The sequence below is a fragment of the Arthrobacter sp. TRD_SC_6 genome (assembly GCF_055361185.1).
On the sequence record NZ_CM143953.1, the window covers coordinates 188852 to 215652 of the forward strand.

The 26801-nt window shown below is 63.9% G+C and carries 27 protein-coding genes and 1 pseudogene; 9 read left to right on the forward strand and 19 right to left on the reverse strand.

Going from position 1 to position 26801, the window contains the following annotated elements:
• The first annotated feature begins 77 nt into the window (after positions 1–77).
• From ACWA1U_RS00910 to ACWA1U_RS00945, 8 genes are all read left to right on the forward strand, one after another.
• Positions 78–938 (forward strand): LysR substrate-binding domain-containing protein, encoded by an 861-nt coding sequence (locus ACWA1U_RS00910; protein WP_463723473.1) that lies wholly within the window; start codon positions 78–80, stop codon positions 936–938.
• A gap of 95 nt (positions 939–1033) precedes the next feature.
• Positions 1034–1462 carry an aspartate 1-decarboxylase gene (gene panD, locus ACWA1U_RS00915; RefSeq protein WP_463723474.1) on the forward strand — a complete coding sequence of 143 codons (429 nt, stop codon included), beginning with the start codon at positions 1034–1036 and terminating at the stop codon, positions 1460–1462.
• A 211-nt stretch (positions 1463–1673) separates the two neighbouring features.
• On the forward strand, positions 1674–2978 hold the full coding sequence (locus ACWA1U_RS00920; protein WP_463723475.1) for an extracellular solute-binding protein: 1305 nt from the start codon (positions 1674–1676) through the stop codon (positions 2976–2978).
• 29 nt (positions 2979–3007) lie between these two features.
• Positions 3008–3949: a carbohydrate ABC transporter permease gene (locus tag ACWA1U_RS00925; RefSeq protein ID WP_463724920.1), complete on the forward strand. Its 942-nt coding sequence runs from the start codon at positions 3008–3010 to the stop codon at positions 3947–3949.
• On the forward strand, positions 3949–4794 hold the full coding sequence (locus ACWA1U_RS00930) for a carbohydrate ABC transporter permease (protein ID WP_463723476.1): 846 nt from the start codon (positions 3949–3951) through the stop codon (positions 4792–4794). The genes ACWA1U_RS00925 and ACWA1U_RS00930 overlap by 1 nt, the downstream gene beginning before the upstream one ends.
• 53 nt (positions 4795–4847) lie before the next feature.
• Positions 4848–6143, forward strand: coding sequence for an ABC transporter ATP-binding protein (locus ACWA1U_RS00935; RefSeq protein ID WP_463723477.1), 1296 nt, complete (start codon positions 4848–4850; stop codon positions 6141–6143).
• 119 nt (positions 6144–6262) lie between these two features.
• Complete coding sequence (locus tag ACWA1U_RS00940; RefSeq protein WP_463723478.1) at positions 6263–7993, forward strand: helicase HerA-like domain-containing protein; 1731 nt, start codon at positions 6263–6265, stop codon at positions 7991–7993.
• A gap of 90 nt (positions 7994–8083) precedes the next feature.
• The gene (locus tag ACWA1U_RS00945) at positions 8084–9067 is read left to right on the forward strand and encodes a hypothetical protein (RefSeq protein ID WP_463723479.1); all 984 of its coding nucleotides are present in this window, start codon (positions 8084–8086) and stop codon (positions 9065–9067) included.
• Positions 9068–9079: 12 nt separating this feature from the next.
• Here the strand turns inward: ACWA1U_RS00945 and ACWA1U_RS00950 are convergent, their stop codons facing one another.
• The 12 genes and pseudogenes from ACWA1U_RS00950 to ACWA1U_RS01005 form a co-directional block, all read right to left on the reverse strand.
• Complete coding sequence (locus ACWA1U_RS00950) at positions 9080–11089, reverse strand: NHL domain-containing thioredoxin family protein (protein ID WP_463723480.1); 2010 nt, start codon at positions 11087–11089, stop codon at positions 9080–9082.
• On the reverse strand, positions 11086–13236 hold the full coding sequence (locus ACWA1U_RS00955) for a bifunctional copper resistance protein CopD/cytochrome c oxidase assembly protein (RefSeq protein WP_463723481.1): 2151 nt from the start codon (positions 13234–13236) through the stop codon (positions 11086–11088). Before ACWA1U_RS00955 ends, ACWA1U_RS00950 begins: the two co-directional genes overlap by 4 nt.
• A 110-nt stretch (positions 13237–13346) precedes the next feature.
• Positions 13347–13637, reverse strand: a complete 291-nt coding sequence (locus tag ACWA1U_RS00960; RefSeq protein WP_463723482.1) for an HU family DNA-binding protein — start codon at positions 13635–13637, stop codon at positions 13347–13349.
• A 142-nt stretch (positions 13638–13779) separates the two neighbouring features.
• Positions 13780–14946, reverse strand: a complete 1167-nt coding sequence (locus tag ACWA1U_RS00965) for an MFS transporter (protein WP_463723483.1) — start codon at positions 14944–14946, stop codon at positions 13780–13782.
• Between the two features lie 118 nt (positions 14947–15064).
• A complete protein-coding gene (rpsN, locus tag ACWA1U_RS00970) occupies positions 15065–15370 on the reverse strand; it encodes a 30S ribosomal protein S14 (protein WP_026532176.1) in 306 nt (101 codons plus the stop codon).
• 4 nt (positions 15371–15374) lie between these two features.
• Entirely contained in the window at positions 15375–15542 is a 168-nt protein-coding gene (gene rpmG, locus ACWA1U_RS00975; RefSeq protein ID WP_019481734.1) for a 50S ribosomal protein L33, read from the reverse strand.
• Positions 15542–15778 carry a 50S ribosomal protein L28 gene (gene rpmB / locus ACWA1U_RS00980; protein WP_463723484.1) on the reverse strand — a complete coding sequence of 79 codons (237 nt, stop codon included), beginning with the start codon at positions 15776–15778 and terminating at the stop codon, positions 15542–15544. Before rpmB ends, rpmG begins: the two co-directional genes overlap by 1 nt.
• Before the next feature lie 243 nt (positions 15779–16021).
• Positions 16022–16375, reverse strand: a complete 354-nt coding sequence (locus ACWA1U_RS00985) for a GlgC family sugar phosphate nucleotidyltransferase (RefSeq protein WP_463724921.1) — start codon at positions 16373–16375, stop codon at positions 16022–16024.
• Positions 16373–17134 (reverse strand): annotated as a pseudogene (locus ACWA1U_RS00990) (glucose-1-phosphate adenylyltransferase family protein); the annotation flags it as partial. The pseudogene ACWA1U_RS00990 and the gene ACWA1U_RS00985, both read right to left, overlap by 3 nt.
• Complete coding sequence (locus ACWA1U_RS00995; RefSeq protein WP_463723485.1) at positions 17131–17628, reverse strand: MarR family winged helix-turn-helix transcriptional regulator; 498 nt, start codon at positions 17626–17628, stop codon at positions 17131–17133. The gene ACWA1U_RS00995 and the pseudogene ACWA1U_RS00990, both read right to left, overlap by 4 nt.
• 27 nt (positions 17629–17655) lie before the next feature.
• Entirely contained in the window at positions 17656–18444 is a 789-nt protein-coding gene (locus ACWA1U_RS01000) for an SGNH/GDSL hydrolase family protein (RefSeq protein WP_463723486.1), read from the reverse strand.
• A gap of 6 nt (positions 18445–18450) precedes the next feature.
• Positions 18451–18693 (reverse strand): hypothetical protein, encoded by a 243-nt coding sequence (locus ACWA1U_RS01005; RefSeq protein ID WP_463723487.1) that lies wholly within the window; start codon positions 18691–18693, stop codon positions 18451–18453.
• A 99-nt stretch (positions 18694–18792) separates the two neighbouring features.
• Between ACWA1U_RS01005 and ACWA1U_RS01010 the strand changes: the two genes are divergently transcribed.
• Positions 18793–19785, forward strand: coding sequence for a diacylglycerol/lipid kinase family protein (locus ACWA1U_RS01010; RefSeq protein WP_463723488.1), 993 nt, complete (start codon positions 18793–18795; stop codon positions 19783–19785).
• A gap of 39 nt (positions 19786–19824) precedes the next feature.
• On the opposite strand, the gene ACWA1U_RS01015 is transcribed toward ACWA1U_RS01010, so the two are convergent.
• The 7 genes from ACWA1U_RS01015 to ACWA1U_RS01045 form a co-directional block, all read right to left on the reverse strand.
• Complete coding sequence (locus ACWA1U_RS01015) at positions 19825–20838, reverse strand: siderophore-interacting protein (protein WP_463724922.1); 1014 nt, start codon at positions 20836–20838, stop codon at positions 19825–19827.
• 170 nt (positions 20839–21008) lie between these two features.
• Positions 21009–21893: an ABC transporter ATP-binding protein gene (locus tag ACWA1U_RS01020; RefSeq protein ID WP_463723489.1), complete on the reverse strand. Its 885-nt coding sequence runs from the start codon at positions 21891–21893 to the stop codon at positions 21009–21011.
• Between the two features lies 1 nt (position 21894).
• Positions 21895–22959, reverse strand: a complete 1065-nt coding sequence (locus ACWA1U_RS01025) for a FecCD family ABC transporter permease (RefSeq protein WP_463723490.1) — start codon at positions 22957–22959, stop codon at positions 21895–21897.
• Positions 22956–24005: a FecCD family ABC transporter permease gene (locus tag ACWA1U_RS01030; RefSeq protein ID WP_463723491.1), complete on the reverse strand. Its 1050-nt coding sequence runs from the start codon at positions 24003–24005 to the stop codon at positions 22956–22958. The genes ACWA1U_RS01025 and ACWA1U_RS01030 overlap by 4 nt, the downstream gene beginning before the upstream one ends.
• A gap of 113 nt (positions 24006–24118) precedes the next feature.
• Complete coding sequence (locus tag ACWA1U_RS01035; RefSeq protein ID WP_463723492.1) at positions 24119–25114, reverse strand: glutathione S-transferase family protein; 996 nt, start codon at positions 25112–25114, stop codon at positions 24119–24121.
• A gap of 48 nt (positions 25115–25162) precedes the next feature.
• Positions 25163–25570: a four-helix bundle copper-binding protein gene (locus tag ACWA1U_RS01040; protein ID WP_463723493.1), complete on the reverse strand. Its 408-nt coding sequence runs from the start codon at positions 25568–25570 to the stop codon at positions 25163–25165.
• Positions 25567–26673 carry a YihY/virulence factor BrkB family protein gene (locus ACWA1U_RS01045; RefSeq protein ID WP_463723494.1) on the reverse strand — a complete coding sequence of 369 codons (1107 nt, stop codon included), beginning with the start codon at positions 26671–26673 and terminating at the stop codon, positions 25567–25569. The genes ACWA1U_RS01040 and ACWA1U_RS01045 overlap by 4 nt, the downstream gene beginning before the upstream one ends.
• Positions 26674–26801 lie beyond the last annotated feature (128 nt).

The following is a 26801-nucleotide window of genomic DNA, read 5'->3' on the forward strand; positions in this document are numbered from 1 at the left end:
GTGCAACCCATTTAGAAAGCCGATCGGCCCTATAAGTACTATTGAAGAACGTAATAAGACGTGATGGAGGACTCACCGTGTTCGATTCGCTTCAACTCAAGACCTTCCTTGCCGTCGCCGAGACCCACAGCTTCACAGCCGCGGCCGCCCGTCTCGGCTTGAGCCAGCCGACGGTCAGCCAGCACATCCGCAAACTCGAAAGCGCGGCGGGCAGGAGCCTGATCATGAGGGACACACGTGACGTCCGCCTGACTGACAACGGGGACGCCATGGCGGGGTTCGCGCGCACCATCCTCGCGGCGCAGGAGCAGGCCTTGAGCTACTTCTCCGGCTCGGCAATGCGGGGCCGGCTGCGCTTCGGCGTGGCGGATGACCTCGCCATCACCCAGCTCCCCCGCATCCTCCGGCACTTCCGGCAGCTCTACCCGCAGATCAACCTCGAGCTGACGGTCTCCCAAAGCCCACCGCTGCTCCGCCGGCTCCGCGCCGGACAGCTGGACCTTATCTTCATCAAGTACATGACCGGAACAGGCGAAGGAACACTGGTGCAGCGGGACCGCCTCGTGTGGGCCGGGCACGGCAAGACAACGCTCGACGACGGCGCTCCCGTCCCGCTCATCGCCTACCAGGCGCCGAGCCTCAGCCGCCAGATGGCCATCGACGCGCTTGAACAGGCCGGGCGCACGTGGCGCATCACCTGCAACACCCGGGAAATCAACGGGGTACTCGCGGCGGCTCGGGCCGGAATTGGACTCGCGGTCTTCCCGCAGTCACTGATCCCCGAGGACCTGGTGCAGGTGACCAACCGGTTTGACCTCCCCGCGCTGGGCGACGTTGATTTCACCCTGCTCAGCAATCCGCTGGCAAACCAGGAACTGGTCGAAGCGCTCAGTTCCGCGATCCTCGGACGGGCGTTACGGAAGGCACCCGATGCTTAGCTGGGACCGGCCCGCCGGGCGGCTGACGCAGCGCCTACTTGACGTGCCCAACCCCACATAGCACCCGTGAATCGGCAAGCGTAGACTGGAGGACGATGAATCGCACAATGTTCAAGTCCAAAATCCACCGCGCTACGGTCACTCACGCAGACCTGCACTACGTGGGTTCAGTAACGGTTGACCTGGACCTGCTTGAGGCCGCAGACATCCTGCCCGGAGAGCTGGTGTCCGTCGTGGACGTAACCAACGGCGCGCGCCTGGAAACGTACACGATCGCGGGAGTTCGCGGATCGGGAGTGCTCGGTATCAACGGGCCTGCTGCACATCTGGTGCATCAGGGAGACACAGTCATCCTGATCACCTACGCGGCGATGACAACCGAGGAAGCCCGGGCCTACGTGCCCACGGTTGTGCACGTGGACGGCGCAAACCGGATTATCGAGCTGGGCACCGATCCAGCGGAGGGCCTCACGGAAGGCCTTGAACGCCCTCCTTTCGCGTTGAACAACGCGGCGCTGCTCTAGCCTCAGCATCAAACTTCACTAACCGGCTCCGCAGATTCTGCGGGGCCGGTTCCGTTTTCCGCGCGTCCGTTGCGGGAGCGTGGCGCTTCCTAGCGAATTTTCCACTCAAGGCATATGGTCAGGAAGATAAGGTTGCTTCCGGTTCCCTCGACTGTGACTTTCACAGTTCAAGAATCCGGCGGGCGAGGCTCGATGTGGAGGCGAGGTACGTATGCAGGAAAAGAACCGAATCAGGAGGCGCCCGGCCGTTGTGGCCGCAGCTTCAATGGGCCTGGCGTCACTCCTGCTGACTGGATGCGGACCCGCAGACTCGGGTCCCCCCACGCTCACCTGGTACATCAACCCCGACGCCGGTGGGCAGGCCGCGATTGCAGAACGGTGCACCCAGGAAGCCGGCGGCGAATACCAGATCGAGACTTCACTTCTCCCGAACGACGCCGCCGCGCAGCGTGAGCAGCTGGCCAGGCGCCTCGCAGCGGGAGACAACTCGCTGGACATCATGAGCATCGACCCGCCGTTCGTCCCGGAGCTTGCCACGTTCCTCGCCCCGGTACCGGAGGAAACCGCGCAGAGCACCACAGAGAACACCCTCGAAGGTGCTCTCCAGGGCGCGATGTATGAGGACGAGCTGGTGACAGTTCCCTTCTGGGCCAACACGCAGATTCTTTGGTACAGGGAAAGTGTGGCCGAAGAGGCGGGCCTGGACATGTCGCAGCCGGTGACCTGGGACCAGTTGATCGAAGTGGCGTCCGCACAGGACGTGGAACTTGGCGTTCAGGGCTCGCAGGCTGAGTCGATGACTGTCTGGATCAACTCGCTGATCGAGTCAGCTGGCGGAACCATCCTTGAGAACCCGGAAGCACCCGCGGATGAGATCGAACTCGGAATCGCGAGCGACGCCGGTGCTGAGGCCGCACGGATCATCGGCACCATTGGCAAAGAGGGTTTGGGCGGACCGGGTCTGGCAACCTCAACCGAGAACACCTCGCTTATCGAATTCCAAGGCGACACCGGTTCGTTCATGGTGAACTACCCCTTCGTCTGGCCTGCTACGCAGGGAGCCGTGGAGGGCGGCACGCTTGACCAATCCGTCCTCGATGACATCGGGTGGGCTCTTTACCCGCAGGTGATTGAAGGTGAAGAGACAGCGCCTCCCCTCGGCGGAATCAACCTTGGCGTCGGCGCCGGCAGCGACAACCCCGAACTCGCCTACACAGCGATCGAGTGCATCGTCCAGCCGGAGAACCAGACCGAATACTTCCTCACCAACGGCAACCCGCCGTCGAACTCGGAAGCCTACGACGACCCGCAGATTGAGGAAACCTTCCCCATGGCGGAAACAATCCGCGACTCACTGGAGATCGCCGCTCCCCGGCCGCAGACCCCGTTCTACAACGAAATTTCCAGCGGGCTGCAGCAGACCTGGACCCCGCCGGAAGAGGTGGATCCCGAAACCACGCCGGAGGATTCGGCTGACTTCATTACCGCCGTGCTGAGAGGGGAGAGACTGCTGTGACCAGCGCGATCACCAAAAACCCAAAGGCCATGAAGACCAACGGCCGAAAGAGAAACGGTCAGAACACTGACTACAGCGACCGCGCGAAGGCTGAGCGGAAGCTTGGCTGGATGCTCGCCGGGCCAGCGTTCATCATCATGCTCGCGGTCACCCTCTACCCCATTCTCCAAGCGTTCTTCGACTCGCTCTTCGCATTCCGCCTGACCGCCCCGGACGAGCGCGAGTTCATTCTCCTGCAGAACTACGTGACCATCCTCAGCGACCCAGTCTGGTGGCGGGACCTCGTAGTGACGCTGCTGATCACCGTGGTGACTGTCGCCGTCGAGCTTGTGCTTGGCTTCGGTCTGGCACTGGTGATGCACAAGGCTCTCAAGGCTGTGCGGGGCTGGCTGCGCACAGCCATCCTGGTTCCGTACGGCATCATCACCGTGGTTTCCGCCTACGCATGGTTCTACGCGTTCGATATCAGCTCCGGCTACGTGAACAACTGGTTCGACTGGGTGCCGGGCATCAGCTCCGACCTGAACTGGTTTGCCCAGGCGAGTACCGCACTGCCGGTGATCATGGCCTCGGAGATCTGGAAGACGACGCCGTTCATCTCGCTGTTGCTGCTGGCCGGCCTGGCGCAGGTGCCGGATGAGCTGACCGAAGCAGCCAAGGTGGACGGTGCCACCTGGTGGGAGCAGATGCGCAAGGTCATCATTCCGAACATGAAAGCGGCCATCATGGTGGCGGTGCTATTCAGGGCGTTGGACGCGTTCCGGATCTTCGACAATGTGTTCATCATGACCAACGGCCAGTACGGCACGGAAGTGCTCTCGTTACTTGCGTATCGAACGTCCATCTCGAGGCTGGAGATAGGGCTCGGATCAGCGGTCTCGGTTCTGCTCTTCGCCTGCGTGCTGTTGATCAGTTTCATTGCCATCAAGGTGTTCAAGGTGGACCTCACCGGCTCGACAGGAGGAAAGTGATGAAATCTACCGGACGCCAGAAGCTCTGGTGGACAATCATTTCGATTGCCGTCGTGATCTACGCACTTTTCCCGGTCGCTTCGATCCTCGCGACGTCCTTCAAGGCAGCGGGAGACCTGACGAACGGCAGCTTCCTCCCCTCTCCGGGGGCTGCAACGCTCGACAACTACGAGCAGATCCTCGTTGGTGAGGCTCAAGGGTTGTTCCTCAGCGCGCTGTGGAACTCGATCGGTATCACGCTCATCGCGACGGCCATCGCCGTCATACTGGCGACCCTGTGCGCCTACGCCATCGCCCGCCTGGACTTCCCGGGGAAGAAGCTCATCCTGACGACGGCGTTGGCCGTGTCCATCTTCCCCGTGATCTCGATTGTGACGCCGCTGTTCAACCTGTGGCGGAATATCGGACTGTATGACACGTGGATCGGGCTGATCATCCCGTACCTGTCGCTGACGCTGCCGATCTCCATCTGGACACTGGCAGCGTTCTTCCGCCAGATCCCGTGGGAGCTTGAGCAGGCTGCGCAGGTTGATGGTGCCACCACCTGGCAGGCATTCCGCAAGGCGATCGTTCCGCTGGCCGCTCCTGGCGTCTTTACGACGGCGATCATCGCCTTCTTCATCGCCTGGAACGACTTCGTGTACGGCATTTCGCTGACCTCCACGGAGGCGGCACGCCCCGTCCCGGCCGCGCTGGCGTTTTTCACCGGAGCATCGCAGTTCGAGTCCCCCACCGGCGCTATCTCCGCGGCGGCGATCATTGTCACCATCCCGGTTGTGCTGCTGGTGTTGCTTTTCCAGCGGCAGATCGTGTCAGGCCTGACGCAAGGCGCAGTCAAGGGTTGAGAACCGAAGTATCGGCAGAGTTTGAAGAAACTGAAGGAAGAGGACCATAGGAAATGGCTTCGATAACGCTGAACAACCTCGTCAAGAAGTACGGGGACGGGTTCCCCGCCGTCAATGACATCAGCATCGACATTGAAGACGGCGAGTTCATCATCCTGGTGGGCCCGTCCGGCTGCGGGAAGTCCACGCTGCTGCGCATGATCGTGGGGTTGGAGGACATCACCTCCGGCGACCTCTATATCAACGGCGAACGGGTCAATTCGAAGGCGCCCCGAGACCGCAACCTCGCGATGGTGTTCCAGAACTACGCCCTGTATCCGCACCTGACGGTGTACGAAAACATCGCGTTCCCGCTGCGGCTTGCCAAGGGCAAGCACAGCGAGGATGAGGTGAAGAAGCTTGTCACCGAAGCGGCCGCGACCCTGGAGTTGACCGACCACCTCCAGCGGAAGCCTGCGAACCTCTCCGGCGGCCAGCGGCAGCGTGTTGCCATGGGGCGTGCGATTGTCCGGCAGGCGGACGCGTTCCTGTTCGACGAGCCGCTGTCCAACCTCGACGCGAAGCTGCGCGGCCAGATGCGCTCGGAAATTTCGCAGATGCAGCGCCGGCTCGGAACCACTTCCGTTTACGTCACCCATGACCAGACGGAGGCTATGACGCTCGGCGACCGCGTGGCCGTGCTGAAGAAGGGTGAGCTGCAGCAGATCGCATCCCCGCGTGAACTGTACGAACAGCCGGTCAACCTTTTTGTTGCCGGCTTTATCGGCTCACCGTCAATGAACTTCCTGCCTGCGACCATCGAGAACGGCAAGCTGCAGACCTCGCTTGGTGAACTGGACATCGACCCTGAGCGGGCTGCGAAGGCCGAGGGCCGCAAGGTGGTCCTCGTCGGGGTGCGTCCCGAGTTCTTCGAGGACGCCAAGCTGGTTGACGATGCGAAACGTCCGCACGGCTCCACCTTCACGGCCACGCTCACGCACACGGAGTGGCTTGGTAACGAGCAGTATGGGTATATTCACTTCGATCCGTCGCCCGAGGTCCGCGAACTGCTCAACAACCTGGCCCGGGACATGGATGCCGACGAGCTCCGCCCCCAGGTTGTGGTGACCCTGGATGCAGCCAGCCGCATCCGTGGCGGGCGCGAGTCGGAGATCTGGGTGGACACACGCAAGCTGCACCTCTTCGACGCCGAGACCGGCGAGAACCTCACCCGCGACGCCGAAGCAGGAGCCGCCCTCACGGCAGAGGCGAACGAAGAACGGGCCGAGGAGATCGCTACCGCCAAGGCAAACGATGACGCCCAGGAGCAGAAAAGACAGGACGGCGGGAGCCACGCCGCCGCCCACTAGGACTAGAGGGATAACGACGACGTCGGCACCCGGCAGAGATTTCCGGGCCCCTGGTGCCGACGTCCCATTCCCGCTTCCATTCCGTCCGTCGCGTGGGTGACGGTGTGTACGCTGACACCATGGTGAGCACAGGCGCAGATCAGGCCGCACGGATAACGGCCGGTTACACCTTCGAGGGGCCGTCCATTCAGTTGGGCACTGCACTGGTGGATGGCGAGCTCCAACCCGAGGCGAGGGTTCGCCTGCCGCTGGCGATGATGAACCGGCACGGGCTTGTCTCGGGGGCAACCGGCACGGGCAAGACCATCACGCTGCAGGTCATGGCCGAACAACTGAGCGCTCAGGGCGTGCCCGTGTTCCTGGCCGACATCAAGGGTGACCTGACGGGCCTTTCCACCGCCGGTACTGCGACAGAGAAGCTGTCCAAGCGCACGGCCTCTGTTGGGCAGGCCTGGGAACCAGCCAGCTTCCCCGTGGAGTACTTCTGCCTCGGTGGCGATGGAGCCGGAGTTCCCATCCGTGCCACAATCACCGACTTCGGGCCGCTGCTGCTGGCGCGTGTACTGGATCTGAACGAGACCCAGGAATCGAGCTTGCAACTGGTGTTCCACTACGCGGACCGGGCGGGGCTTGAGCTGTTCAACCTCGCCGACCTGCGCGCGGTGATTCAGTTCCTCATTTCGGATGAGGGCAAGCCGGCGCTGGAGGAGCTCGGCGGCCTCTCGAAGTCGACCGCCGGGGTGATCCTGCGGGAACTCATCACCCTTGAGGCGCAGGGTATGGACAAGTTCTTTGGCGAGCCAGAGTTCGACACCGAAGACCTGCTGCGGACCGATTCCACCGGACGCGGCGTGATCAGCTGCCTCGAGTTGCCCACCCTGCAGCAGAAACCTCAGCTGTTCTCGACGTTCCTGATGTGGCTCGTGGCGGACCTCTTCGCCGACCTTCCTGAGGTTGGGGACCTCGACAAGCCAAAGCTCATCTTCTTCCTGGACGAGGCGCACCTCCTGTTCAACGGCGCATCCAAAGCGTTCCTGCAGTCCATCCAGACCACGGTGCGGCTCATCCGGTCCAAGGGCGTGGGCATCTTCTTCGTCACCCAGACACCCCGGGACGTTCCGGCGGAAGTCCTCGGACAGTTGGCCAACCGCGTGCAGCACGCACTCAGGGCCTTCACCCCAGATGACGCGAAGGCGCTCAAAGCGACCGTCTCAACGTTCCCCACCAGCCCCTACGACCTTGAGGAGGTGCTGACCTCTGCCGGAATCGGCGAGGCGGTGGTCACTGTCATGAACGAGAACGGCGCGCCCACGCCGGTTGCCTGGACGCGCCTGTTCTCGCCGGTCTCGACCATGGGACCGTCGTCGTCGGAGGTGGTCGAAGCAATCGTCAGGGACTCTCCCCTGCTGGCGGATTACGGAACCCCCATCGACAGCCACTCCGCCTACGAAAAACTATCCGGAAAGCCGGCCCAGCCAACCACGACGACGACGACGCCACCTGCACCTGCATCGCGGCCACCCCACGAGCCGGGTAGGGCATCGCCCTCCGGCGCGCAGCGTTTCCCTTCACAGGCAGAAATCGACGCCGAAGCGCGCCGCATCGAGGAATCCATCCTCGGCAGGCCGAGCACGCGTCCGCCGACATCGACCGGTCAGCAGCGGCGAGGGGCTGAACCGCCGGCTCAGCAGCGACCCTCCGAGCGAGACCAGGGTTCGCCCACAGGACGGCCAGGGAGTGGAAATGACGAACTTATGGACGCTGCGCTGAAAGCGGCCGGCACCATCGGAGTCGAACTGGTTCGCGGACTGTTTGCTACCCAGCGCAAGCGCCGCCGTCGTCGCTGGTGAACGCAGCCGCCCAAGGCGCCAGTGATGCCCGGTCTGCGCGCCGTCGTCGTCGTTAGCAGTTGGAGCACCGCCATTGGGTAACGTGGGAGGGTGCAATCGTCCCGTGTGATTCGTGTCCTGGCAGCGTGGCTGCTTGGGCTCATGCTCACGGTGGTCGCCGCCATCGCCACAATCACCCTCGTCAACACCCACCTCTTCGGGCCGCATCAGCAGGTGGAGAGCTACCTTCAGGCGTTACGGGAGGGCAATGGCGAGCTGGCGATCGGACTGCTCAACGCCACCATCCCCGATGCCAATGCCGCGCTCCTCGACGGTCCGGCGCTGCAGAGGGCGGCAGAAGCTATCGGCAACGTCGAAGTTGGATCACCGGAACCGTCTGGCGATAACCGAGTACAGATCGACGTCACGTACACCATCGGCGACACCGAGCACAGCACCGCGTTCCTGCTGGAGCAGACCGGCAAGGAATGGCTGTTCTTCAACCGCTGGGAGTTTGTGCCTGCACCGTTGCCTACCCTTGAGGTGTCGGTCCTGAACGAAAACGAGGTCACGCTGAACGGTACGCGCGTGGCCGTGCCCGAGGGCCGCAGCCAGTTCGCCGCGTTCTATCCAGCCGAGGTCGAAGCCCAGTTCGAAAGTGAGTATTTCGAAGCCCCCGCCCAGACTGCAGCCGTCACTGACCGCCAGCAGAACGCGGCCCGGCTGCCGCTTGCCACAGCCGCCACACCCGCCCTCGTCGAAGCGGTCAACGCGCAGCTGAAAAGCTTCCTGGACTCCTGCGCCGAGCAGGCAGTGTTCCAGCCGACCAACTGCCCGTTCGGCTTCCAGACCGAAAACCGGGTTGCAGCGCCGATCATTTGGTCAATCAGGGAGTATCCCACCGTCAGTATCGAACCCTACAACGGCACCTGGGTCATCTCTCCGCTGAAGGGGACCGTAGTGTTGGAGACAAGCCTCCAGGATCTGTTCACCGGTGCGATCGAACCCGTGAGCATTCCCCAGGACTTCAATTTCACCGCACGCCTCGCCGTGACGGACGAGGAAATCAGCGTCACGCCCGTCGTCGAGTTCTAGTCCAGCCGAATTCTAGTCCAGGCCGCGAAGGTCGAGCGTCAGCTCGGTCTCCCCGTCAGCGCTCAACGTGACCGGGATTCCCCAGTCCTGTTGGTACAGGTGGCATGCGGCGTGATCAGGGATCTCGCCGCCTGGCTCACCGTCGCACGCTGCCGCACGCGCAGTGATGTGGAGGATGCCCTCCGGGACGTCGCCGGACAGCACCAGCTCCCGCTCCAACCCGATGCCGGTCCCGCCTCCAGAGGCGAGCAGTGTCTCGGGCGAGGAGGACACCTTGAGCTGCGTTGGGTCGCCCCACCGGTCGTCGAGCTTTTGGCCCTTCGGTGCGCTGAAGCGCACTTTGATCTTCAGGACGCCAGGCACGACGGCGGTCTTTGGCCGTTGCGTCTGGGACGCACCTTCATCGACCGCGAGTGCGTCCCTGGGAATCGGCAGCCGCACCAGCTGGTGCTTGTTCGCCTCAACCACGATGAGCAGCGGCTCGCCCCCGGCCTCAACGGGCGCTGTATCCACCAGCACGTCGGAGGGTTCCGCCAATCCGCGCATCAGCGTGGACACCTGCCGGGTCACCGGATCATACCGGCGGACCGCACCGTTGTAGGTGTCGGCGATGGCGATCGATCCGTCCGGAAGCGCGGTGACGCCAAGGGGGTGCTGGAGGCGGGCCTGTTCCGCGTCACCGTCGCGGAACCCGAAGTCGAACAGTCCCGTTCCGATGGCAGTATGCACCTGAGTCCGGTTGCGTCCGTTCACCGTGAGGAAGCTCAGGATGCGAACCGCCGATGTTTCCGAGTCCGCGACCCACAGGTTTCCGTGCGAATCCTCAGCAAGGCCGGAGGACTGGGCGAACCACGCGGCGCTGGAATCGCCGTCGAGCAGGCCCTCAAGGCCCGTTCCCGCGAGGATGTCTACCGAACCGCTTACCGGGTCCACGGTGAAGATCTGGTGTGTGCCAGCCATGGCCACGACAAAGCGCTGCAGGGTGGTCGACCACACCACATCCCACGGGGAGGAGAGCGAGATGTTGACAGCGTCCGTCCCGAGGTGGGTGTCTTCGAGGCGGGGAGCTGCGTCTTCGGGGATGTAATCCCCACCTCCGCCCAGATCATAGGAGGTTTCCTGCAGCTCGACAGGCCGGGCCTTCACCTGGTTCTCGGCGTCCAGGAGCCGTTGGACTCCGTTGCCGGCAATGGTCGTCACGGTTCCTGTTTCCAGGGCAACCCCGCGCAGGCGGTGGTTGACTGTGTCGGCAATAACGACGTCGTACCCCACCTGCCGCGCCACCTCCAGCGGGAGAAGGGCGAGGCCCTGGGGTTCGTTGAACTGTGCGTCGGACGAAGACCCATCAGCGAAGCCGCGGGTCCCGGAGCCGATGGTCCGGCGAACGGTGCTCAGGTCCGCTTCGAGTTCCACCAGGCGGTGGTGCCCGCTGTCCCCCACCAGGAACGTACCGGTGGTGGGCAATGCGAGGACCTTGCCGGGGAAACGGAGGTCCCCCGAGGTGGGCTCGGCGGGGACGTAGGGACCCTCGCCGCGGTGAAGCGTGCCCTTGGCTGTGTGCTCAGCAACAAGCTCCTCGACAAGCGATTCGAGCCCGGCAGCATGCCCCTCACCAGAAAGATGGGCCACGATGTAGCCCTCGGGGTCGATGACCACCAGGGTGGGCCAGGCACGCGCGGTGTAGGCCTGCCAGGTGGTGAGCTCGGGGTCATCCAGGACTGGGTGGTGGATGTCGTAGCGTTCCACCGCAGCGGCGAGCGCTACCGGATCCGCTTCGTGTTCGAACTTGGGCGAGTGGACACCGACTGTGACGAACACATCCGAATATTTCTCTTCGAGTGGGCGCAACTCGTCCAGCACATGGAGGCAGTTGATGCAGCAGAAGGTCCAGAAGTCGAGCAGGACTATTTTCCCGCGCAGGTCCTCCAGTTGAAGCTGCCTGCCGCCCGTGTTGAGCCAGTTCCGCCCGACGAGCTCGGATGCGCGTACCCGGTAGCCGACGCGGAGCGAAGTTTCGGTCATTCAGGGTCTCCAGTTCCAGTGGTGCGTGGGGCGCGGGTGCCCGGCGCCGTCGTCGTCGTCGTTCCGCTTCCGCTGCCCGGACGCTTTTGGTCCCGTTCAGCCAGGGAAGTGAACATGTTGTTGTAAGCGGAGAGCTCGGCGTCGTTATTCCTGTCGGCTGCGCGGTCCGTGCGGCGGGACTCGCGTGCGTCGCTGCGGGACCACATGATTGCGACACCGATCGCCAGCAGCAGCGTGGGCACTTCGCCGATCCCCCACGTCACGGCTCCGCCGATCTGCTGGTCCACCAACGCCGACGGCCCCCACTCCCGCCCCATGTTTCCGAACCAGGAAGCCTGAAGGAGCGAGGAGCTACCGGTGAGCGCGACGCCGAAGAAGGCATGGAAAGCCATCGTCGCGAAGAGGATGAGCAGCCGGAGCGGGAAAGCGGCACGGTGTGGAACCGGATCGATGCCGATCATCGAGAGCACGAAAATGTAGCCGGTGATGAGGAAGTGCAGGATCATCAGTTCGTGGCCCACATGCTCGCGGAGTGCAAACCCGAACAGCGGCGAATAGTAGAAGATCACGATGGAACCGGCGAAGTTCGCGGCCGCGAAAAGCGGGTGCGTGACGACCGCGGAGAAACGCGAGTGCACGATGACGAGGATCCATTCGCGGATCCCCCGGGTGCCGTCGCCCCTCGGAGTCAGGGCCTTCAACGCGAGCGTCAGGGGTGCGCCGAGCACAAGGAACAGCGGAACCACCATGGTGAGGGCCATGTGGTCAATCATGTGGGCGCTGAAGAGGACCATGCCGTAGATGGCCGGCGCACCGGAGGTGAAGTAGGTGAGCGCTGCCAGGCCGGTCAACCAGCAGATCAGGCGGATGACAGACCAGGAGTCGCCGCGCTGCCTGAGCTTGATCATGCCGAGGATGTACGCCACCGCTACGGTCAGGGCGAAAGCGATCCACAGCCAGTCCGGGCGCCACTCGGTCAGCCAGCGCATCGGCGTCGGCTCCGGCGGCAGTTCATAGCCGGTCAGGATACGTGCCGGTGTGGCGTCCGGCTGCAGTTCTTCCGAGCGCGGCGGGGCGGTACGGGCCAGCGCGACGGCGACACCGGAAACTGCGCCCATGATCGCGAGTTCGACGGCGATGAGTTGCCACAGCACGCGGCGAGCGGACATGTTGGTGTCCAGTTGCGGGATGATCCACTGCCGGTGCATCAAGCCGATTCCGCCCAGCAGGATGGTGGCTATCGCCTTGAACGTGACGAGCAGGCCCCATTCGGAGCCGAGCTGGGAGAGGCTGCCGATCCGCAGGCTCGCGTTGATGATCCCCGAGAGGAAGACGAGGGCGAACGCAAAGCCTGCCAGCGCAGAGAACCGCTTCAGGACGGCGGACGTGTGTGTGCCAAGCTTCCCGCCGATCACCGCAAGGACGATGATCCCGCCGATCCAGAGGCACACGCTCACCAGGTGGAGGGCGATCGAGTTGACCGCCGCGTTGTGGTCATCGCCGCTTGCCGAGTGGCCGATGAGCGCCATCGGCAACAGGCCGCCAAGAGCCAAAACTGTGGTGAGCGCGAGCCAGACGCTGGAGCGGGCGCCGAAGGTCATGGTGGCGACGACGGCCGCGATCATCGTGGTGGAGAGCCAGGCGCGTCCGGTGTCGAAGTCGGTGAGGTAGCTGGCGAGGCCCTGGGTGTACGTTGGGTCGCTGCTGAGCGGCAGGCCTGCGGCATCGGAGTAGGTGAGGACGAGGACAGCCAGCGCTGAAAGGGTCCAGGCAACCGCCGCCCCGGAGGCGAGGGCCATGGCCCTGGTGAAGGCGGGGTGCTCCGGTTCGTCGGACTTGGCGCTGTTCCTCGTGGGCTTTCCGGCCCGCCTCGGGAGGATGATCACCGCGAAAACCAGTGAGCCGATGACAGCTGCGACCGATACATTGTGCAGCGCCTTGGCGATCGGAAGCCCCCAGCGGGTGAGCGCACCCGGGTCACCAAGCTGCCGCGCGGACGCCGCACCGGAGAAGGCGAGGGCGAGCACAACGGCGACAATCACCAGCACTCCGGCAGCGATGAGCCAGCCGGGTTTTACTCCTGACTGACTCTTTTCCCCGGTGCTGCCGGGTCTGGACTGCTTGGTAGTTGTGGCCACGCTTTCCATTGTCTACCCGCAGTAGAACAACGGCCAACTAACGAGGTGGGAAGGAACACGGCCTTAAACGAAACGGGGCCGCCACCGGATAGGTGACGGCCCGTTCGATAACTACTTGACTACTTGACGGATGCCTTGAGCTTGGAGCCGGCGGTCAGCTTGACGCTGCTGCCTGCTGCAATCTCGATGGTCTCGCCGGTCTGAGGGTTGCGGCCGGTGCGTGCGGCACGCTCGGTGCGCTCTACGGCAAGCCAGCCGGGGATGGTGACCTTGACGTCGTTCTTGGCGGAAGTGGCGAGAACGTCGAACAGGGCGTCGAGCACGCTGTTCACGGCAGTCTGGCTGGTGTCAGCCTTTGCTGCTACCTCTGCAACCAGTTCGCTGCGGTTCTTAGTCTCTTTCTTAGCCAATGTGTGTCCTCCTGGACTCGTCCGGATATTTCAGAACCCCACCGTTCTGGTGGAGCTTCTGGAGGAAAACCTACCAGCTTCAACCGGAAAGTCCTGTTGATTGGCGGCAAATCCACCCCATTTGCACGGAAAACCCCGAAATTCAGCGTATTCGGCAGGGAAAGCCTGCCCTGGAACCGGTGAACACAACCCAAAAGGCCACCACCATCAGCGCCGCTGTCACGTAGGCGATATCCGACGGTGGGGCCACCAGCACCACCTGTGCACCGACGAATGCACCCGCACTGATGCCGATGTTGAAGGTCGAATTGTGAATCGCCGCCACGGTGTCAGGGTGGTCTGGGGACGCGTTCATGGCCGCGGTCTGCACGTAGGACGGCACCGGCCCGTAGAAAACGCCCCACACCACTACCAGGGCCAGCGTCCAGCCGGACGCACCGCCGAGCAGCCCAATAACGACGACGGCGCCCGCCATCACCGCGATCGACACCAGCAGGGCGCGGCGCAGGCTGGCATCGGTGAACCGGCTGAGCGCGATCAGGCCCAGCACTCCGGCGACACCGTAGGCCAGCAATGCCGCCCCGACGGACCCGCCGTTGAATCCGGCCTGCAGCAGCAGCGGCGTAACGAAGGTGTACAGCGCGAACTGCGCTGTCATGAGGACTACAACGGCGGCGATCACCCTGCGCAGCCCCGGCTGGGACAGCGCGGACCTGAGCTGGGCTCCTCCGGAGATGGTGGACCCGGCGATCGACGGCATGATCCTGGCCGCGCAGAGTGCAAGCAGGAAGGCGAGCAGGGCCGCGCCCCCGAACGCCCAGCGCCATCCCGCCGCCGATCCCACCCAGGTACTCAGCGGCACACCGCCCGCGATGGCGACGGCGTTGCCACCGTTCACGAGCGCGATGACCGCGCCAAGGCGCCCCACCGGCGCCAGCCTCGAGGCATAACCGAAGACGACGGCGAAGAACAGCGCGTGGCACGCTCCGGCGAGTAACCTCCCGGTAACAGCCAGCGCGTAGCTGTCGGCCAGGCACACCACAACGTTGCTCGCTCCGTACCCGGCCAGCAGGCCCACCAGCAACGGCTTGCGGGAGACCCCGCTGGTCCACGCGTTCAAGGGGATTGAAGCCAACACCACGACCGCCGCGTAGGCGGATACCAGCAAACCCACCGAGGATTCCGAGACACCCAGGTCAGCAGCCATCAACGGCAGGAGCCCGATGGGGAGCACCTCGGTGGCAACGGCCAGGAATCCACCCGCGGAGAGCAGCAGCAGGGGCGGGCGCAACACGCTCCGGTTCGTCACGCGCACCCTTTCGATGTGGGAAGCAGCCTTGCACGAGTTGGCCACGAATTGAAGTAACCCGTTAAATGGCTGGAGCGGCGACCCGTGAGAGTCGCCGCTCCAGCGTGAAACTGAAGGCTTACCAGCTGGACTTGGTTACGCCGGGCAGCTCGCCGCGGTGTGCCATGTCGCGGAAGCGGACACGCGAGATGCCGAACTTCTGGAGCGTGCCACGGGGGCGGCCGTCAATCTGGTCGCGGTTACGCAGGCGAACCGGCGACGCGTTGCGGGGCAGCTTCTGCAGGCCGAGGCGTGCAGCCTCGCGGGCCTCGTCAGTTGCGTTTGCATCGACAAGGGTCTTCTTGAGCTCGAGGCGCTTCGCCGCGTAGCGCTCAACAATGACCTTGCGCTGCTCGTTACGAGCAATCTTTGACTTCTTAGCCATATGTTTAGCGCTCCTCTCGGAATTCAACGTGCTTGCGGATCTTGGGGTCATACTTCATCAGAACCATGCGGTCCGGGTCATTACGGCGGTTCTTGCGGGTTACGTAGGTGTACCCGGTGCCAGCCGTGGACTTCAGCTTGATGATCGGACGTACGTCTTTGTCCTTTGCCATTAGAGCTTCACTCCCCGTGCCTGGATCGCAGCGACGACGGCGTCAATACCGCGGACGTCGATGGTCTTGATGCCGCGGGCCGAAACCTGCAGCGTGACGTTGCGGCGCAGGGACGGAACCCAATAGCGCTTCTTCTGGATGTTTGGGTCGAACCTGCGCTTGGTGCGCCGGTGCGAGTGCGAGATGCTGTGCCCGAAGCCCGGCTCGGCTCCTGTCACTTGGCAGTGAGCTGCCATGATGGTCCTCCAAATGTTGAATAGAGCAGGTAAACATGAAGTCCTACCTGCCTTGGAATGCATTCAGTGGCGTCCTTGGTGACGATCAAGACCGCCGGATACGCGCTACCTTGCGCAACTTGAGCCCCTAACTACCGGCCGCCGGGCAAGAATAATCCCGAGAACCGGAGCAATTGCGCACGCTCCGCCAACTGATGCCCCTCCATTCTAGGAGGTGGCAGGGTTTAAGACCAATCGCTGCGGCTATTCCGCCACGCCATCCGAATCAATCACCGTGACGCTCCCCGCTTCGCCGAAGTCGCCTGCCCGAACCTCAGCGGTGGAGTCCACGATCGCGGAGCGGACTACCGCGCCCTTGCGGATCCTCGCACCATCCAGCACCACAGAGTCGACGACGACGGCGCCCGCCTCCACAACGGCGTCGGGACCGATAACGCTGTGGGTGACCGCGCCCGCAATGCGCGCGCCCTGGGAGATGAGGCTCCCGTCGATGCGTGCGCTTTCCTCAATGAACGCCGGCAGACGGCGCGTGTTGGCGCCGAGGATGGGCCACTCGGGACTGTCAAAGGCCAGGCCTTGCCCGTCAAGCAGGTCCATGTGGGCGCGGTGGTAGTTCTCAGGAGTGCCAAGATCAAGCCAGTAGGACTCAAGGCGGTGCTCTGCGACCGTCTCCTTGTCCACCAGGTGCGGGATCAGCTGATCCCCGTAGTCCTCAAGGCTGCCCTCACGCTCGTGGAGTTGGTGAAGCGTTTCAAGCAGCACGTCTGCCGAATAGAGGAAGATCTCCGCTGCCACCAGGTCGGTTTTCGGCTTCTCCGGCTTGTACTCGAAGCCGGTAATCAGGCCGTCCGCCACTTCAACCACGCCGTGCTGGGAAGCATCGCCGTCGAACTGTTTGGTGACCATGGTGAGTACGGCACCGGTGTCCTGGTGGGTTTTCAGCACGTCCCGGTAGTCCAGCTGGTAAAGGTGGTCAGCGCTGAGAACCAGCACGTAATCCGGCGCGAACTCGCGGATGTACGCCGCCTGGCGATACAGTCCATCGGCGTTGCCTTCAGCGAAACCCTCGCCGTGCTCGCCCTCGAACGGAGGCAGCACGCGGAGCCCTCAGTTCGTGCGGTCGAGGTCCCATGGCCGGCCGTTGGCCAGATGATCGTTGACGGACTTCGGCTGATACTGCTCGATCACCCACACGTCGGAGATGTGGCTGTGGTGCAGGTTGGAGAGCGGAATGTCGATCAGGCGGTACGTGCCGCCGACAGGCACCGCCGGTTTGGCTTTATGGTCCGTTAGGGCACCCAGCCGTCCACCCGCCCCACCCGCCAGGATCAGCGCAAGGACGGAGGGTGTCTTCATGCCGGCACAACCGGTGCGGACTGCTTCAGGATCCAGTGGTTCTCATCCAATCGCCCCAGGATCTTCCTGCCGACCCGTTCAAGGTCCGCTACGTCCTCTTCGGTGAGCGCATCGAAGACCAGCTGCCGCACATACTCGACGTGGTCCACGGCGAGCGCCTGCACGTTCTCGATCCCCTCGGATGTGATGGTTGCCGTGGTCACGCGAAGATCCTGTGTGCTCTGGCTCCGGCGAACCCACTGCCTGCCCTCAAGTTTGGTCACCACATGGCTCAGCCGCGACAGCGAGGCGTTGGACCGCTTGGCCAGTTCACTCATGGGCAGCGTGTGGTCGCCGGTCTCGGAGAGCATGGCCAGCACGTGGTAGTCGAAGAGGGTGATTTTCGACCGTTTGTTGAGGTCCGCATCAAGGGATCCGGGAAGCATGGTCGCGACAGCGTAAAGCGCCAACCAAGCCTGCCGTTCCGCAGGATTCAACCACCGTGCGCCTGTCATAAGCCAATTCTGGCAGACGAAGACCTGTCAGGGCGACGCGGTGTGACGCTGGCGTACCGGGTGGGTGAGCTGAGGGTACCTGGACTGCAGCTGGTCCCCCGAGGATTGTCCACGCAACCTGCGTCCCACCCACGGGCCCAGATGCTCCCGCGCCCAGCTGGCATCAGCCTTTAACTGGGCCAAGCGGGTAAGTGCCGGCCGTGCGTCAAGCTCGGGGACCTCGATGGTGTGCGCTGACTTCAGGACTTCAAGCACCTTGGCGGCCATCAGCGTGTGCCCCGCAGTGGACATGTGCATCCGGTCCTCATCCCAGTAGTCCCAGTTCTGAAATTCGCGCATGCGCCAGTAGTCGGCAATCTCGGCGTCCCGCCGGTCCGCGATCTCACGTACCAGTTCGTTGTAGACCGCTGTCCGGCCGCGGGTCTTGCCGAAGACAGCAGACTTCGACGAATCAAACCCGGTGAACATCACCACAGCCGCACCGGACGCGCGCAGCCGCGCAATGCCGCCGTCGTACGCTTCCAGCAACTCATCCAGGTCGATCCTCGGACGCAGGATGTCGTTGGCGCCCGCGTAGATGGTGACCAGGGTGGGCTTCAACTCGAGGGCCGCGTCGACCTGCTCCGCGAGGATCTGGCGCATCTTACGTCCGCGGATCGCGATATTGGCGTAGCCCCAGGACGGGTCGGCGAGGATCAGCTGTTCCGCTACCCGGTCCGCCCAGCCGCGCACTCCGTTGGGGCTTTCCGGATCCCAGTCGCCCACACCCTCGGTGAACGAGTCTCCAAGCGCTACATACTTTTGCGTGAACTCCACCGCGCCTTAGTCCTCCTTCGAGCCGGACTGGTCACCGGCGTCGTACTCGGTTTGGGTGTGGTGCCCGGTTTCCGTGTAGGAACCGTTGAACTCCTTCGAAGCGCCCGTTGTGTCGCCCGCCGTGTCTCCGGGCTGGTGCCCGGTTGGCTGTGCCGAAGGAGGATTGGGGAAGGTCGGCGAGCCGCCGAAATCATTGCCCTCCTGTGCCGCCTTGTCGGCGGGCTTTGGCGTTTCCTGGTCCTTGCTCATGACCCCTCTTTCGGTCCCGTGAGTTCTGAGAGTTGGCCCACCCAGCATAGTCCTGAACGCTAAGCTCGGTTACGAGTCACTCTAATCAGGAGATCACACATGGAATCTGTGCCGGAAGTTTCATCCTCACCCCAATCAGGCACGGATTCAGGCCGCAAGCGCGCCGCCGTCATCATCAACCCGGTGAAGCCAACCGAGGCGGATATCCGCGGCATCGTCACGAAGCTCAGCGAGTCCGAAGGCTGGGATGAGCCCCTGATTCTGGAGACCACCGTTGACGACCCAGGGCATGGCCAGGCGCAGGAAGCGCTGAAGGCCGGCGTCGACGTCGTTATTGCAGCCGGCGGCGACGGCACCGTGCGGTGCGTGGCTGAGGAACTCGCGGGCACGACGACGGCGCTTGGCCTGTTGCCGATGGGCACGGGCAACTTGCTCGCCCGCAACCTTGATATTGATGTTGATGACCCCGAGGCTGCAGTCGAGGCGGCAATGCTGGGCACCGAGCGGCAGGTCGACGTTGTCTACGTAAACGTTGACCGCGCACAGGACGCCCATGTGTTCCTGGTGATGGCCGGCCTTGGTTTCGACGCGTCCATCATGGCCGACACCAGGGATGACCTGAAGGACAAGGTCGGCTGGCTGGCCTACGTGGACGCCGGCATCCGCAATCTGCAGGGCAAGCCGTCCAAGGTGACCATCCGGCTTGACGGCGGCAAGCAGATCACCCGGCGCCTGCGCAGCGTGATGGGCGGAAACTGCGGGAAGATCATGGGCGGTCTGGAAATTTTTCCCGGGGCAAAGATCGACGACGGACTACTGGACATCATGACCGTGGCCCCGAGCGGCGCCTTCGGCTGGTTCGCCGTGCTCGGCAAACTGGTGGCGCGCGGCAAGGGCAAGGATCCTTCGCTCGAGTACTTCCAGTGCAAATCGGCGGAGGTGCAGTCCGATACTCCGCTGGAAATCCAGCTCGACGGCGATGCCCTCGGCAAGGGCACCCACATGGCCTTCCGGGTTGAACCGTTCTCGCTGAAGCTCCGCATGCCATACGGCAAGAAGGACCCGGCAATCCTCACCAACCCGACGCCCTAGCGTTTGTGTGACTGGGCGCCTTGCCCAGACACACCCTGGCTAGAGCTCCGATTTTCCCTGACGCCAGTAGCCCATGAAGGCCACCTGCTTGCGGTCGATGCCGACGTCCCGCACCAGGTACCGGCGCAGTCCACGGACGACGGCAGCCTCGCCGGCAATCCATGCGTAGAACGGCAGCGCGCCGGAGGGCTTGTCCGGATTCAATGACCCGCCCAGCGCTGCGGCGTCCAGCAGTTGCGGGGTTTCCCAGAGAATGGTCTTGTCAATGTCGATCTCCTCGGGCTCGGGACCGGGAGCACCGCCAGCTGCGGCGGTGAGTGCCTGCGCGGCGGGGGTATCCGCTCCGAGGCTCACGCGGAATGGAGCTGCGAGCGAAACCCAGCCCGGAACCTTCACGGTCAGCCGGACAGCGGCGTCGAGAAGTTCGCCGTGCGGCCGCCCTCCGCGGACCAGCCAACTGATCCCGACGTTGGAATGGGTCTGAATGTCCTGGATGTCGGAGCTGTCCGGCACTTCGAGGAACGCGTGCCCGCTCATATCCACGGGAAGTGATTCCAGGATGGCGCTGATCGCCGGGACGGCGGTCTCATCCCCGGCCAGCACCACGTTCTGGGCCAGCCCGGGCCGCCACTCGATTCCGCCGTAGGCACCGGCAGTTGCGCAGGTCGCCGCGTGGACGTTCGGCCCGATAAGCCACACCCGATCACCGGGTACAGCGGCAGCAGCCCACTGGGAAGCCGGGCCGCCCTTGCCGTCCTCATCGAGGTGCATGACGAAGTCGACATCGATCTCGGGCACATCCTGGTCGCAGCGGGAGTCGCGGACCGTGTAGGTGCGCATGTCTCCGCGCTCCTTCGGGTCCAGCCCGAGCCACTGCTGGTACCAGGCGGCACCGCCGTCGGCCATCAGTTCCCCGATGTTGGCGCACTCGCCACCGGCCGGCGGGATCATCACCTTGATACGGAGGTCGAAGGTGTGGCCCTGCACACCGAAGTCGGCGAGGCATGCACCGCCGAACGTGATCCGCTGGAAGTTGGCGCTGAGCCGCTCCACACGGCTGACGACGACGTCGAACGCCTTGACCGCCGAGACCGCACCCTGCGATGAGGTGGCCGCCTTGGTTCCTGTGCGCGATTCCCTGCGGGCCTGTGACGTGGCCTGTGACCTCGCCTGTGACGTCGCCTGTGACCTCACCCTTCGGGTCCTGCTGGTGCTGACTTCGGTCACGATGCTGCCTCCATGGTCAGTGCTTGTAGCCCGTCCTGCGGGTTGGCTAAAAAACCCAGGTTCTGGCCCTGGGTGGTCTGTGATGCGGTGGCTGGCGCGCTGTGGTGGCGGCCGATCGGCACCACCATCGGCGTACCCGACACCGGGTCCACGAGAACGTGGGACTGCAGCCCGAAGACCTCGGCCACGGTTTCCTCCGTCACAACGTCCGATGGCGAGCCCTCCGCCACGATGCGCCCACCCTTCATGGCGATGAGGTGGTCGGCGTAGCGGGCTGCGAGGTTGAGGTCGTGCAGCACAATGGCGACCGTGGTTCCCGCCCTGCGGTTCAGGTCGGTGATGAGGTCCAGCACCTCGACCTGGTGCGCCACGTCGAGGAAGGTGGTCGGCTCGTCGAGGAGCAGGACGTCTGTCTGCTGGGCAAGTGCCATCGCGATCCAGACCCGCTGGCGCTGCCCGCCGGAGAGCTCGTCGACGTTCCGCTCGGCCAGTTCGAGCGTGTCGGTGGCGTTCAGCGCGGCGGCCACTGCGGCGTCGTCGTCGGGGCTCCACTGCCGGAACCACCCCTGGTGGGGGTAGCGGCCGCGGCCCACGAGGTCCGCTACGGAGATGCCGTCCGGGGCGACGGGAGTCTGCGGGAGCAGCCCCAGGGTTTTGGCGACCGCGCGGGTGGACAGCGAATGGATGTCCTTGCCGTCCAGCAGCACGGTGCCTGACGCCGGCTTGAGGAGCCGGGCAAGTCCGCGCAGGAGCGTCGACTTGCCGCACGCGTTTGCACCGACAATGACGGTGACCCTGCCCGCGGGCAGTTCAACCGTGAGGTCTTTGACGACCTGGCGGTCTTCGTACGCGAGCGTGAGGTCCTTCGCTTCGAGCCTCATGTCAGCCTCCCTGGCCGGATCGGTTGGATGTGGCCAGAAGCCACAGCAGGAACGGCGCGCCCAGCACGCCCGTGATCACGCCGACCGGCAGCGAAACTCCGGGGATCAGGTTGCTCCCGACGAAGTCTCCGGCCAGCACAATCACTGCCCCCACCAGCGCCGCGCCCAGCAGCGGTCTGTAGCCGCGCAGGAACCGGCGCGCGATGGGCCCGGAAAGGAACGCGATGAAGGCAACCGGCCCCGCAGCCGCCGTCGCAACCGCGGCAAGCAGCACGCCGGTGACAATGAGCCCGAGCCGAGACCTCTCGACATTCACGCCGAGGGCGGCTGCGGCGTCGTCGCCCAGTTCCAGCCCACGGAGCGAACGAGAAAGTACGACGACGGCGGGCGCCAGCACGAGGAGCGCCACTGACAATACGGTCACGCGGTCCCAGTTGCTCGAGTTGAGTGAACCGTTGAGCCAGACCAGCGCTTCAGAGGCAAGGTTGATATCGGTCCGGGTGAGTAGGAAGCTCACCACAGACTGCAGCACCGCCGAGAAACCGATGCCAACAAGGATGAGCCGGTAGCCGGCCACTCCCCCGCGACGGGAGATGGAGTAGATCCCCAGCGCCACCACAAGCGCTCCGGCCATCGCGAAGCCCGAAAGCATCAGCCCGGAAGCACCAAGCAGGACGATCGCGAGCACCGCCGACGCGCTGGCACCGTAGCTGATGCCGATGATGTCCGGGCTGGCCAGCGGGTTGCGGAGCATGGTCTGGAAGATCGCGCCTGCCACGCCGAATGCCATGCCGATCATCACGCCGATGAGCACACGCGGCAGCCGGTTCTCCATGACGATGAAGCTGGCCCCGGGGATGTCCGCGCCGCCGAGGATGCGGAAGAAGTCCGGGATGGTTACCGTGTACCGGCCGAGGAGGACGGTGACGGCGCTGAGCACCAGGATGGCAAGGAGCAGGGAGCCGAGCTTCACGGCCCGCTGAGTGCGCAGATGATCACTCTTTGGCAGCCGTATTCCCGTGTTATCTGCGCACTCAGCGGGTGGCTTGCGCTCGGTGAGGGTCATAGCTGCGCCAGCTTCCGGCGTCGTACCAGCCAGATGAATACGGGTGCGCCGATTATCGCGGTCACGATGCCCACCTGCACTTCGCCCGGCGGAAGCACGATGCGGCCAATGATGTCGGCCGTGAGCAGCAGCACGGGCGCCAGAATCAGGGAGAACGGCAGAATCCAGCGGTAATCCGGTCCCGTGAAGGCCCGCACCACGTGCGGAATGACGAGGCCGATGAAGCTGATCGGTCCCGCTGCCGCCGTTGCCGCACCACAGAGCACGACGACGCCGAGTGCCGTGAGCGCGCGGGTCACCGTGACGTTCTGGCCGAGGCCACGGGCGATGTCGTCGCCGAGCGAGAGGCTGTTGAGCACCTTGCCGGTGAGCAACGTCAACAAAATGCCGAACGCCAGGAAGGGAATCACGGGAACGATGACATCCCAGCCCCGGCCGGACACCGAACCTACCTGCCAGAACCTGAAAGTATCGAAGGTCTGCTGGCTGGAAACGAGCACGGCATTAAGCAGCGAGACCATGCCTGCCGAGAGTGCCGCACCGGCGAGGGCCAGTTTGATGGGGGTGGCGCCGTCGCGACCAAGGCTGGCGATCGCGTAGACCAGGACGGCCGCCGCTGCCGCCCCGAAGAAGGCGAACCAGATATACCCGGTGATGTTGGTGACGCCGAAGACGAAGATGCCAATGACTACTGCGAGCGCGGCTCCGGAGTTGACGCCCAGGATGCCGGGATCTGCCAGCGGATTGCGGGCGACACCCTGCATCGCCGCCCCGGCAAGGCCAAGCGCTCCGCCGACCAGCAGACCCACAACGGTGCGGGGCACACGCGAAACTACGACGGCGTGATCCCCGTTTGAGGGGTCGAAGGAAGTCAGTGCCTGAAAAAGTACGTCGAGACCGATTGGCCTGGCGCCGATAACCAGCGAAGCGAGGGCTGCCGCCACAAGCACGAGGGCTGCGAGGGCCAGTTTGAGTCCACGCACACTGTGACCTTTGCGGGGCGGTGCGGCTGAGGCCTGAGGGGAGATGACGGCGTCAATGGCCATTCGTTCCTCCCCTAAGTCTGGTCGATCTCGGACTTAAGTAAGGCTAGCCTACCCACGGCTTGATTAGGAAACGGTTCTGTACGCTATTCCCCCACGATGAATCACACTGGGGGTTACGGCGCTGCGGTCGGCGGGGTTCCCCGCCCGAAGGGGCTGCCACCCAAACGCTCACGCTGATGCTCGCTGTGCCAGTTCTCCAGGGACGGACCTTTTGGCACAATCCCGGTCGGGTTGATGTCCTCGTGGACCACGTAATAGTGCTTCTTGATCTGGTCGAAATCGATGGTGTCGCCAAAGCCCTGGGTCTGGAACAGGTCGCGGGCATAGCCCCACAGCACTGGCATCTCACTCAGCTTGTTCCGGTTGCACTTGAAGTGTCCGTGGTACACAGGGTCGAAGCGGGCCAGCGTGGTGAAGAGACGTACGTCGGCCTCGGTGATGGATTCCCCTACAAGGTACCGCTGGCTGGCCAGCCGTTCTTCAAGCCAGTCGAGGGCGGTGAAGAGGCGGTCATAGGCGTCGTCGTACGCTTCCTGCGACCCGGCGAAACCGCAGCGGTACACGCCATTGTTGACCTCGGTGAAGACCCGCTTGTTGACTGTGTCGATCTCTTCACGCAGATCTTCGGGATAGAGCTCCGGTGCTCCCTCGCGGTGGTGCTCGGTCCACTCGGTGGAGAGGTCCAGGGTGATCTGCGGGTAGTTGTTGGTGACCACCGCACCGGTGGTCAGGTCCACGATGGCCGGGACCGTGATCCCGCGCGGATACTCGGGATCACGCTTGAAGTAGGCCTCCTGCAAGCGTTCGATGCCAAGCTCGGGGTCCTTGCCGCCGGGGTCAAGGTCAAAGGTCCAGGACCGTTTGTCATGGGTTGGCCCGGGCGTCCCGAGGGAAATGGCGTCCTCGAGACCAAGCAGTCGCCGCACGATGATGGACCGGTTGGCCCACGGGCATGCCCGCGCCGCGATCAACCGGTAGCGGCCGGACTCAACCGGGAAACCGTCCCCACCGTCCCGGGTGATCCGGGTTTCGATGTAGTTGGTGTCGCGCTTGAACTCCCTGCCGGAGTCCACATAAGCGCCCTTGGTACTTTGGTTCTCTTCGCCCATGACCACACCCTATTCCTTAAAGCTTCAAGTTTCCCGAAAATGGTGAGTTTACGCGAGGCTCTCCAACAGGGCAGCGCACGCAGCTTCGCACCGGCGGCAGGCTTCGGCACAGATACGGCAATGGTCGTGCATGGATGCGTGCTTCTCGCACTCCTCCGCGCAATTGCGGCAGGCCTGCAGGCAGGCTTCGAGCAACGGGCGCAGCACTGCGGGGTGATGCCCGCCCTGGCGCTGCAGCATCCGCACTGTCGCAAGGCAGATGTCGGCGCAGTCCTGGCCGGTCCGGATGCAATGCCGCAGGTCGGCGATGCTCTCCTCACCGAGGCACGCGTCTGCGCAGCTGCCGCAGGTCGCCACGCAATCCAGGCACGCTTCAATCGCCGCCGCGAGGTCACCCGCCTGCAGGTGACCCGAGGGCCTTGGATGAGCGATGATCATGTCTGCGATGTGGGTCATGACTTGGAATCCTCCCGATCGTTGCGTTCGCGGCCGTATTTCTGACGCAGTTCGCGGCCCTTGTCCACGAGCTCAATCTGCTTGTCCCGTTTCTTGCGGGCCTGCTTGCTGTCCCTCGGCGGCAGTTGCACCGTTTCCTCTGCTTCGATGCCTGCCTGGAGTTCGCGGCCCCGCTCAAGCTCGGCGTCGAACTCGGCACCGAAGAGCAGGGACAGGTTTGCCAGCCACAGCCACAACAGGAAGATGATGACGCCGGCGATCGCACCGTACGTGCGCTCGTAACTGTCGGAGTTGGCGACGTAGAGGGAGAACCCGACCGTGGTGATGGCCAGGACAAGTAGCGCGATGATCGATCCGACGCTAACCCACTTGAACTTCGGCTGTTTCAGGTTGGGCGCCGCGTAGTAAAGGACGGCGATCATCAGCACGGCGAAGAGCACCATGACCGGCCACTTCGCGATGTTCCAGATGGTCACCGCGGTGGCACCAAGGCCGATTGCGCTACCGACGGCTTCCGCTACCGGCCCGGAGAGAACGAGCAGCAGCGCCATCAGCACCACAAGGAAGAGAACGACGATGGTGATGAGCAGCATCACCGGGCGCAGCTTGTAGAACGGGCGGCCTTCTTCAACCTCGTACATCCGGTTCATTGCCCGGGCGAAGGCGCCAACATAACCGGACGCTGACCAGATAGCGCCGAGGATACCGATAATGAAGGTCAGGCCGGCCGCTTCAGAGGAGGCCAGCTGCTCGATCGGCCCCTGCAGGGTCTCGGCGGTGTCAGGCGATACGTTCCGAAGAATGTCGAGCACGGCGCCGGTGGTTGCTTCGCCCTGCCCGAAGAAGCCAAGGATGGATACGAGGGCAAGCAGCGCCGGGAAAATCGAGAGCACGGCGTAGTAGGTGAGCGCTGCTGCGAGGTCGGTGCACTGGTCCCTGCCGAACTCGCTGACCGTGCGCTTGAAGACGTACCCCCACGCCGGCTTGGCAACGTCGGTGGGGCTGTCGGGCTTACGGGAGTCGTCCGGGTGCGGGCTGGAAGCGGCTTTGGCCTCTGTGGCCTCCTCGGTCGAGTCCGCCTTTGTTGGATCCTTGGTGCTCACCTGTTTACCTCCGGTTCGAAAAAGCCTGTTTCAACCGAACCATAAGGATACTTACTATTGCAATCAGAGGTCGAGCCTTTAGTGTGGTTTTCGAAGGCTCATTTCCACCTCAGCCTTGCCAGTCGACC

Coding starts and splice junctions, on each gene's coding strand:
- panD (WP_463723474.1), top strand. CDS start 1,034: ATGAATCGCACAATGTTCAAGTCCAAAATCCACCGCGCTACGGTCACT.
- ACWA1U_RS00920 (WP_463723475.1), top strand. CDS start 1,674: ATGCAGGAAAAGAACCGAATCAGGAGGCGCCCGGCCGTTGTGGCCGCA.
- ACWA1U_RS00925 (WP_463724920.1), top strand. CDS start 3,008: ATGAAGACCAACGGCCGAAAGAGAAACGGTCAGAACACTGACTACAGC.
- ACWA1U_RS00930 (WP_463723476.1), top strand. CDS start 3,949: ATGAAATCTACCGGACGCCAGAAGCTCTGGTGGACAATCATTTCGATT.
- ACWA1U_RS00935 (WP_463723477.1), top strand. CDS start 4,848: ATGGCTTCGATAACGCTGAACAACCTCGTCAAGAAGTACGGGGACGGG.
- ACWA1U_RS00940 (WP_463723478.1), top strand. CDS start 6,263: ATGGTGAGCACAGGCGCAGATCAGGCCGCACGGATAACGGCCGGTTAC.
- ACWA1U_RS00950 (WP_463723480.1), bottom strand. CDS start 11,089: ATGACCGAAACTTCGCTCCGCGTCGGCTACCGGGTACGCGCATCCGAG.
- ACWA1U_RS00955 (WP_463723481.1), bottom strand. CDS start 13,236: ATGGAAAGCGTGGCCACAACTACCAAGCAGTCCAGACCCGGCAGCACC.
- rpsN (WP_026532176.1), bottom strand. CDS start 15,370: ATGGCTAAGAAGTCAAAGATTGCTCGTAACGAGCAGCGCAAGGTCATT.
- rpmG (WP_019481734.1), bottom strand. CDS start 15,542: ATGGCAAAGGACAAAGACGTACGTCCGATCATCAAGCTGAAGTCCACG.
- rpmB (WP_463723484.1), bottom strand. CDS start 15,778: ATGGCAGCTCACTGCCAAGTGACAGGAGCCGAGCCGGGCTTCGGGCAC.
- ACWA1U_RS00985 (WP_463724921.1), bottom strand. CDS start 16,375: ATGGACCTGCTTGACGGGCAAGGCCTGGCCTTTGACAGTCCCGAGTGG.
- ACWA1U_RS00995 (WP_463723485.1), bottom strand. CDS start 17,628: ATGACAGGCGCACGGTGGTTGAATCCTGCGGAACGGCAGGCTTGGTTG.
- ACWA1U_RS01005 (WP_463723487.1), bottom strand. CDS start 18,693: ATGAGCAAGGACCAGGAAACGCCAAAGCCCGCCGACAAGGCGGCACAG.
- ACWA1U_RS01010 (WP_463723488.1), top strand. CDS start 18,793: ATGGAATCTGTGCCGGAAGTTTCATCCTCACCCCAATCAGGCACGGAT.
- ACWA1U_RS01020 (WP_463723489.1), bottom strand. CDS start 21,893: ATGAGGCTCGAAGCGAAGGACCTCACGCTCGCGTACGAAGACCGCCAG.
- ACWA1U_RS01025 (WP_463723490.1), bottom strand. CDS start 22,959: ATGACCCTCACCGAGCGCAAGCCACCCGCTGAGTGCGCAGATAACACG.
- ACWA1U_RS01030 (WP_463723491.1), bottom strand. CDS start 24,005: ATGGCCATTGACGCCGTCATCTCCCCTCAGGCCTCAGCCGCACCGCCC.
- ACWA1U_RS01035 (WP_463723492.1), bottom strand. CDS start 25,114: ATGGGCGAAGAGAACCAAAGTACCAAGGGCGCTTATGTGGACTCCGGC.
- ACWA1U_RS01040 (WP_463723493.1), bottom strand. CDS start 25,570: ATGACCCACATCGCAGACATGATCATCGCTCATCCAAGGCCCTCGGGT.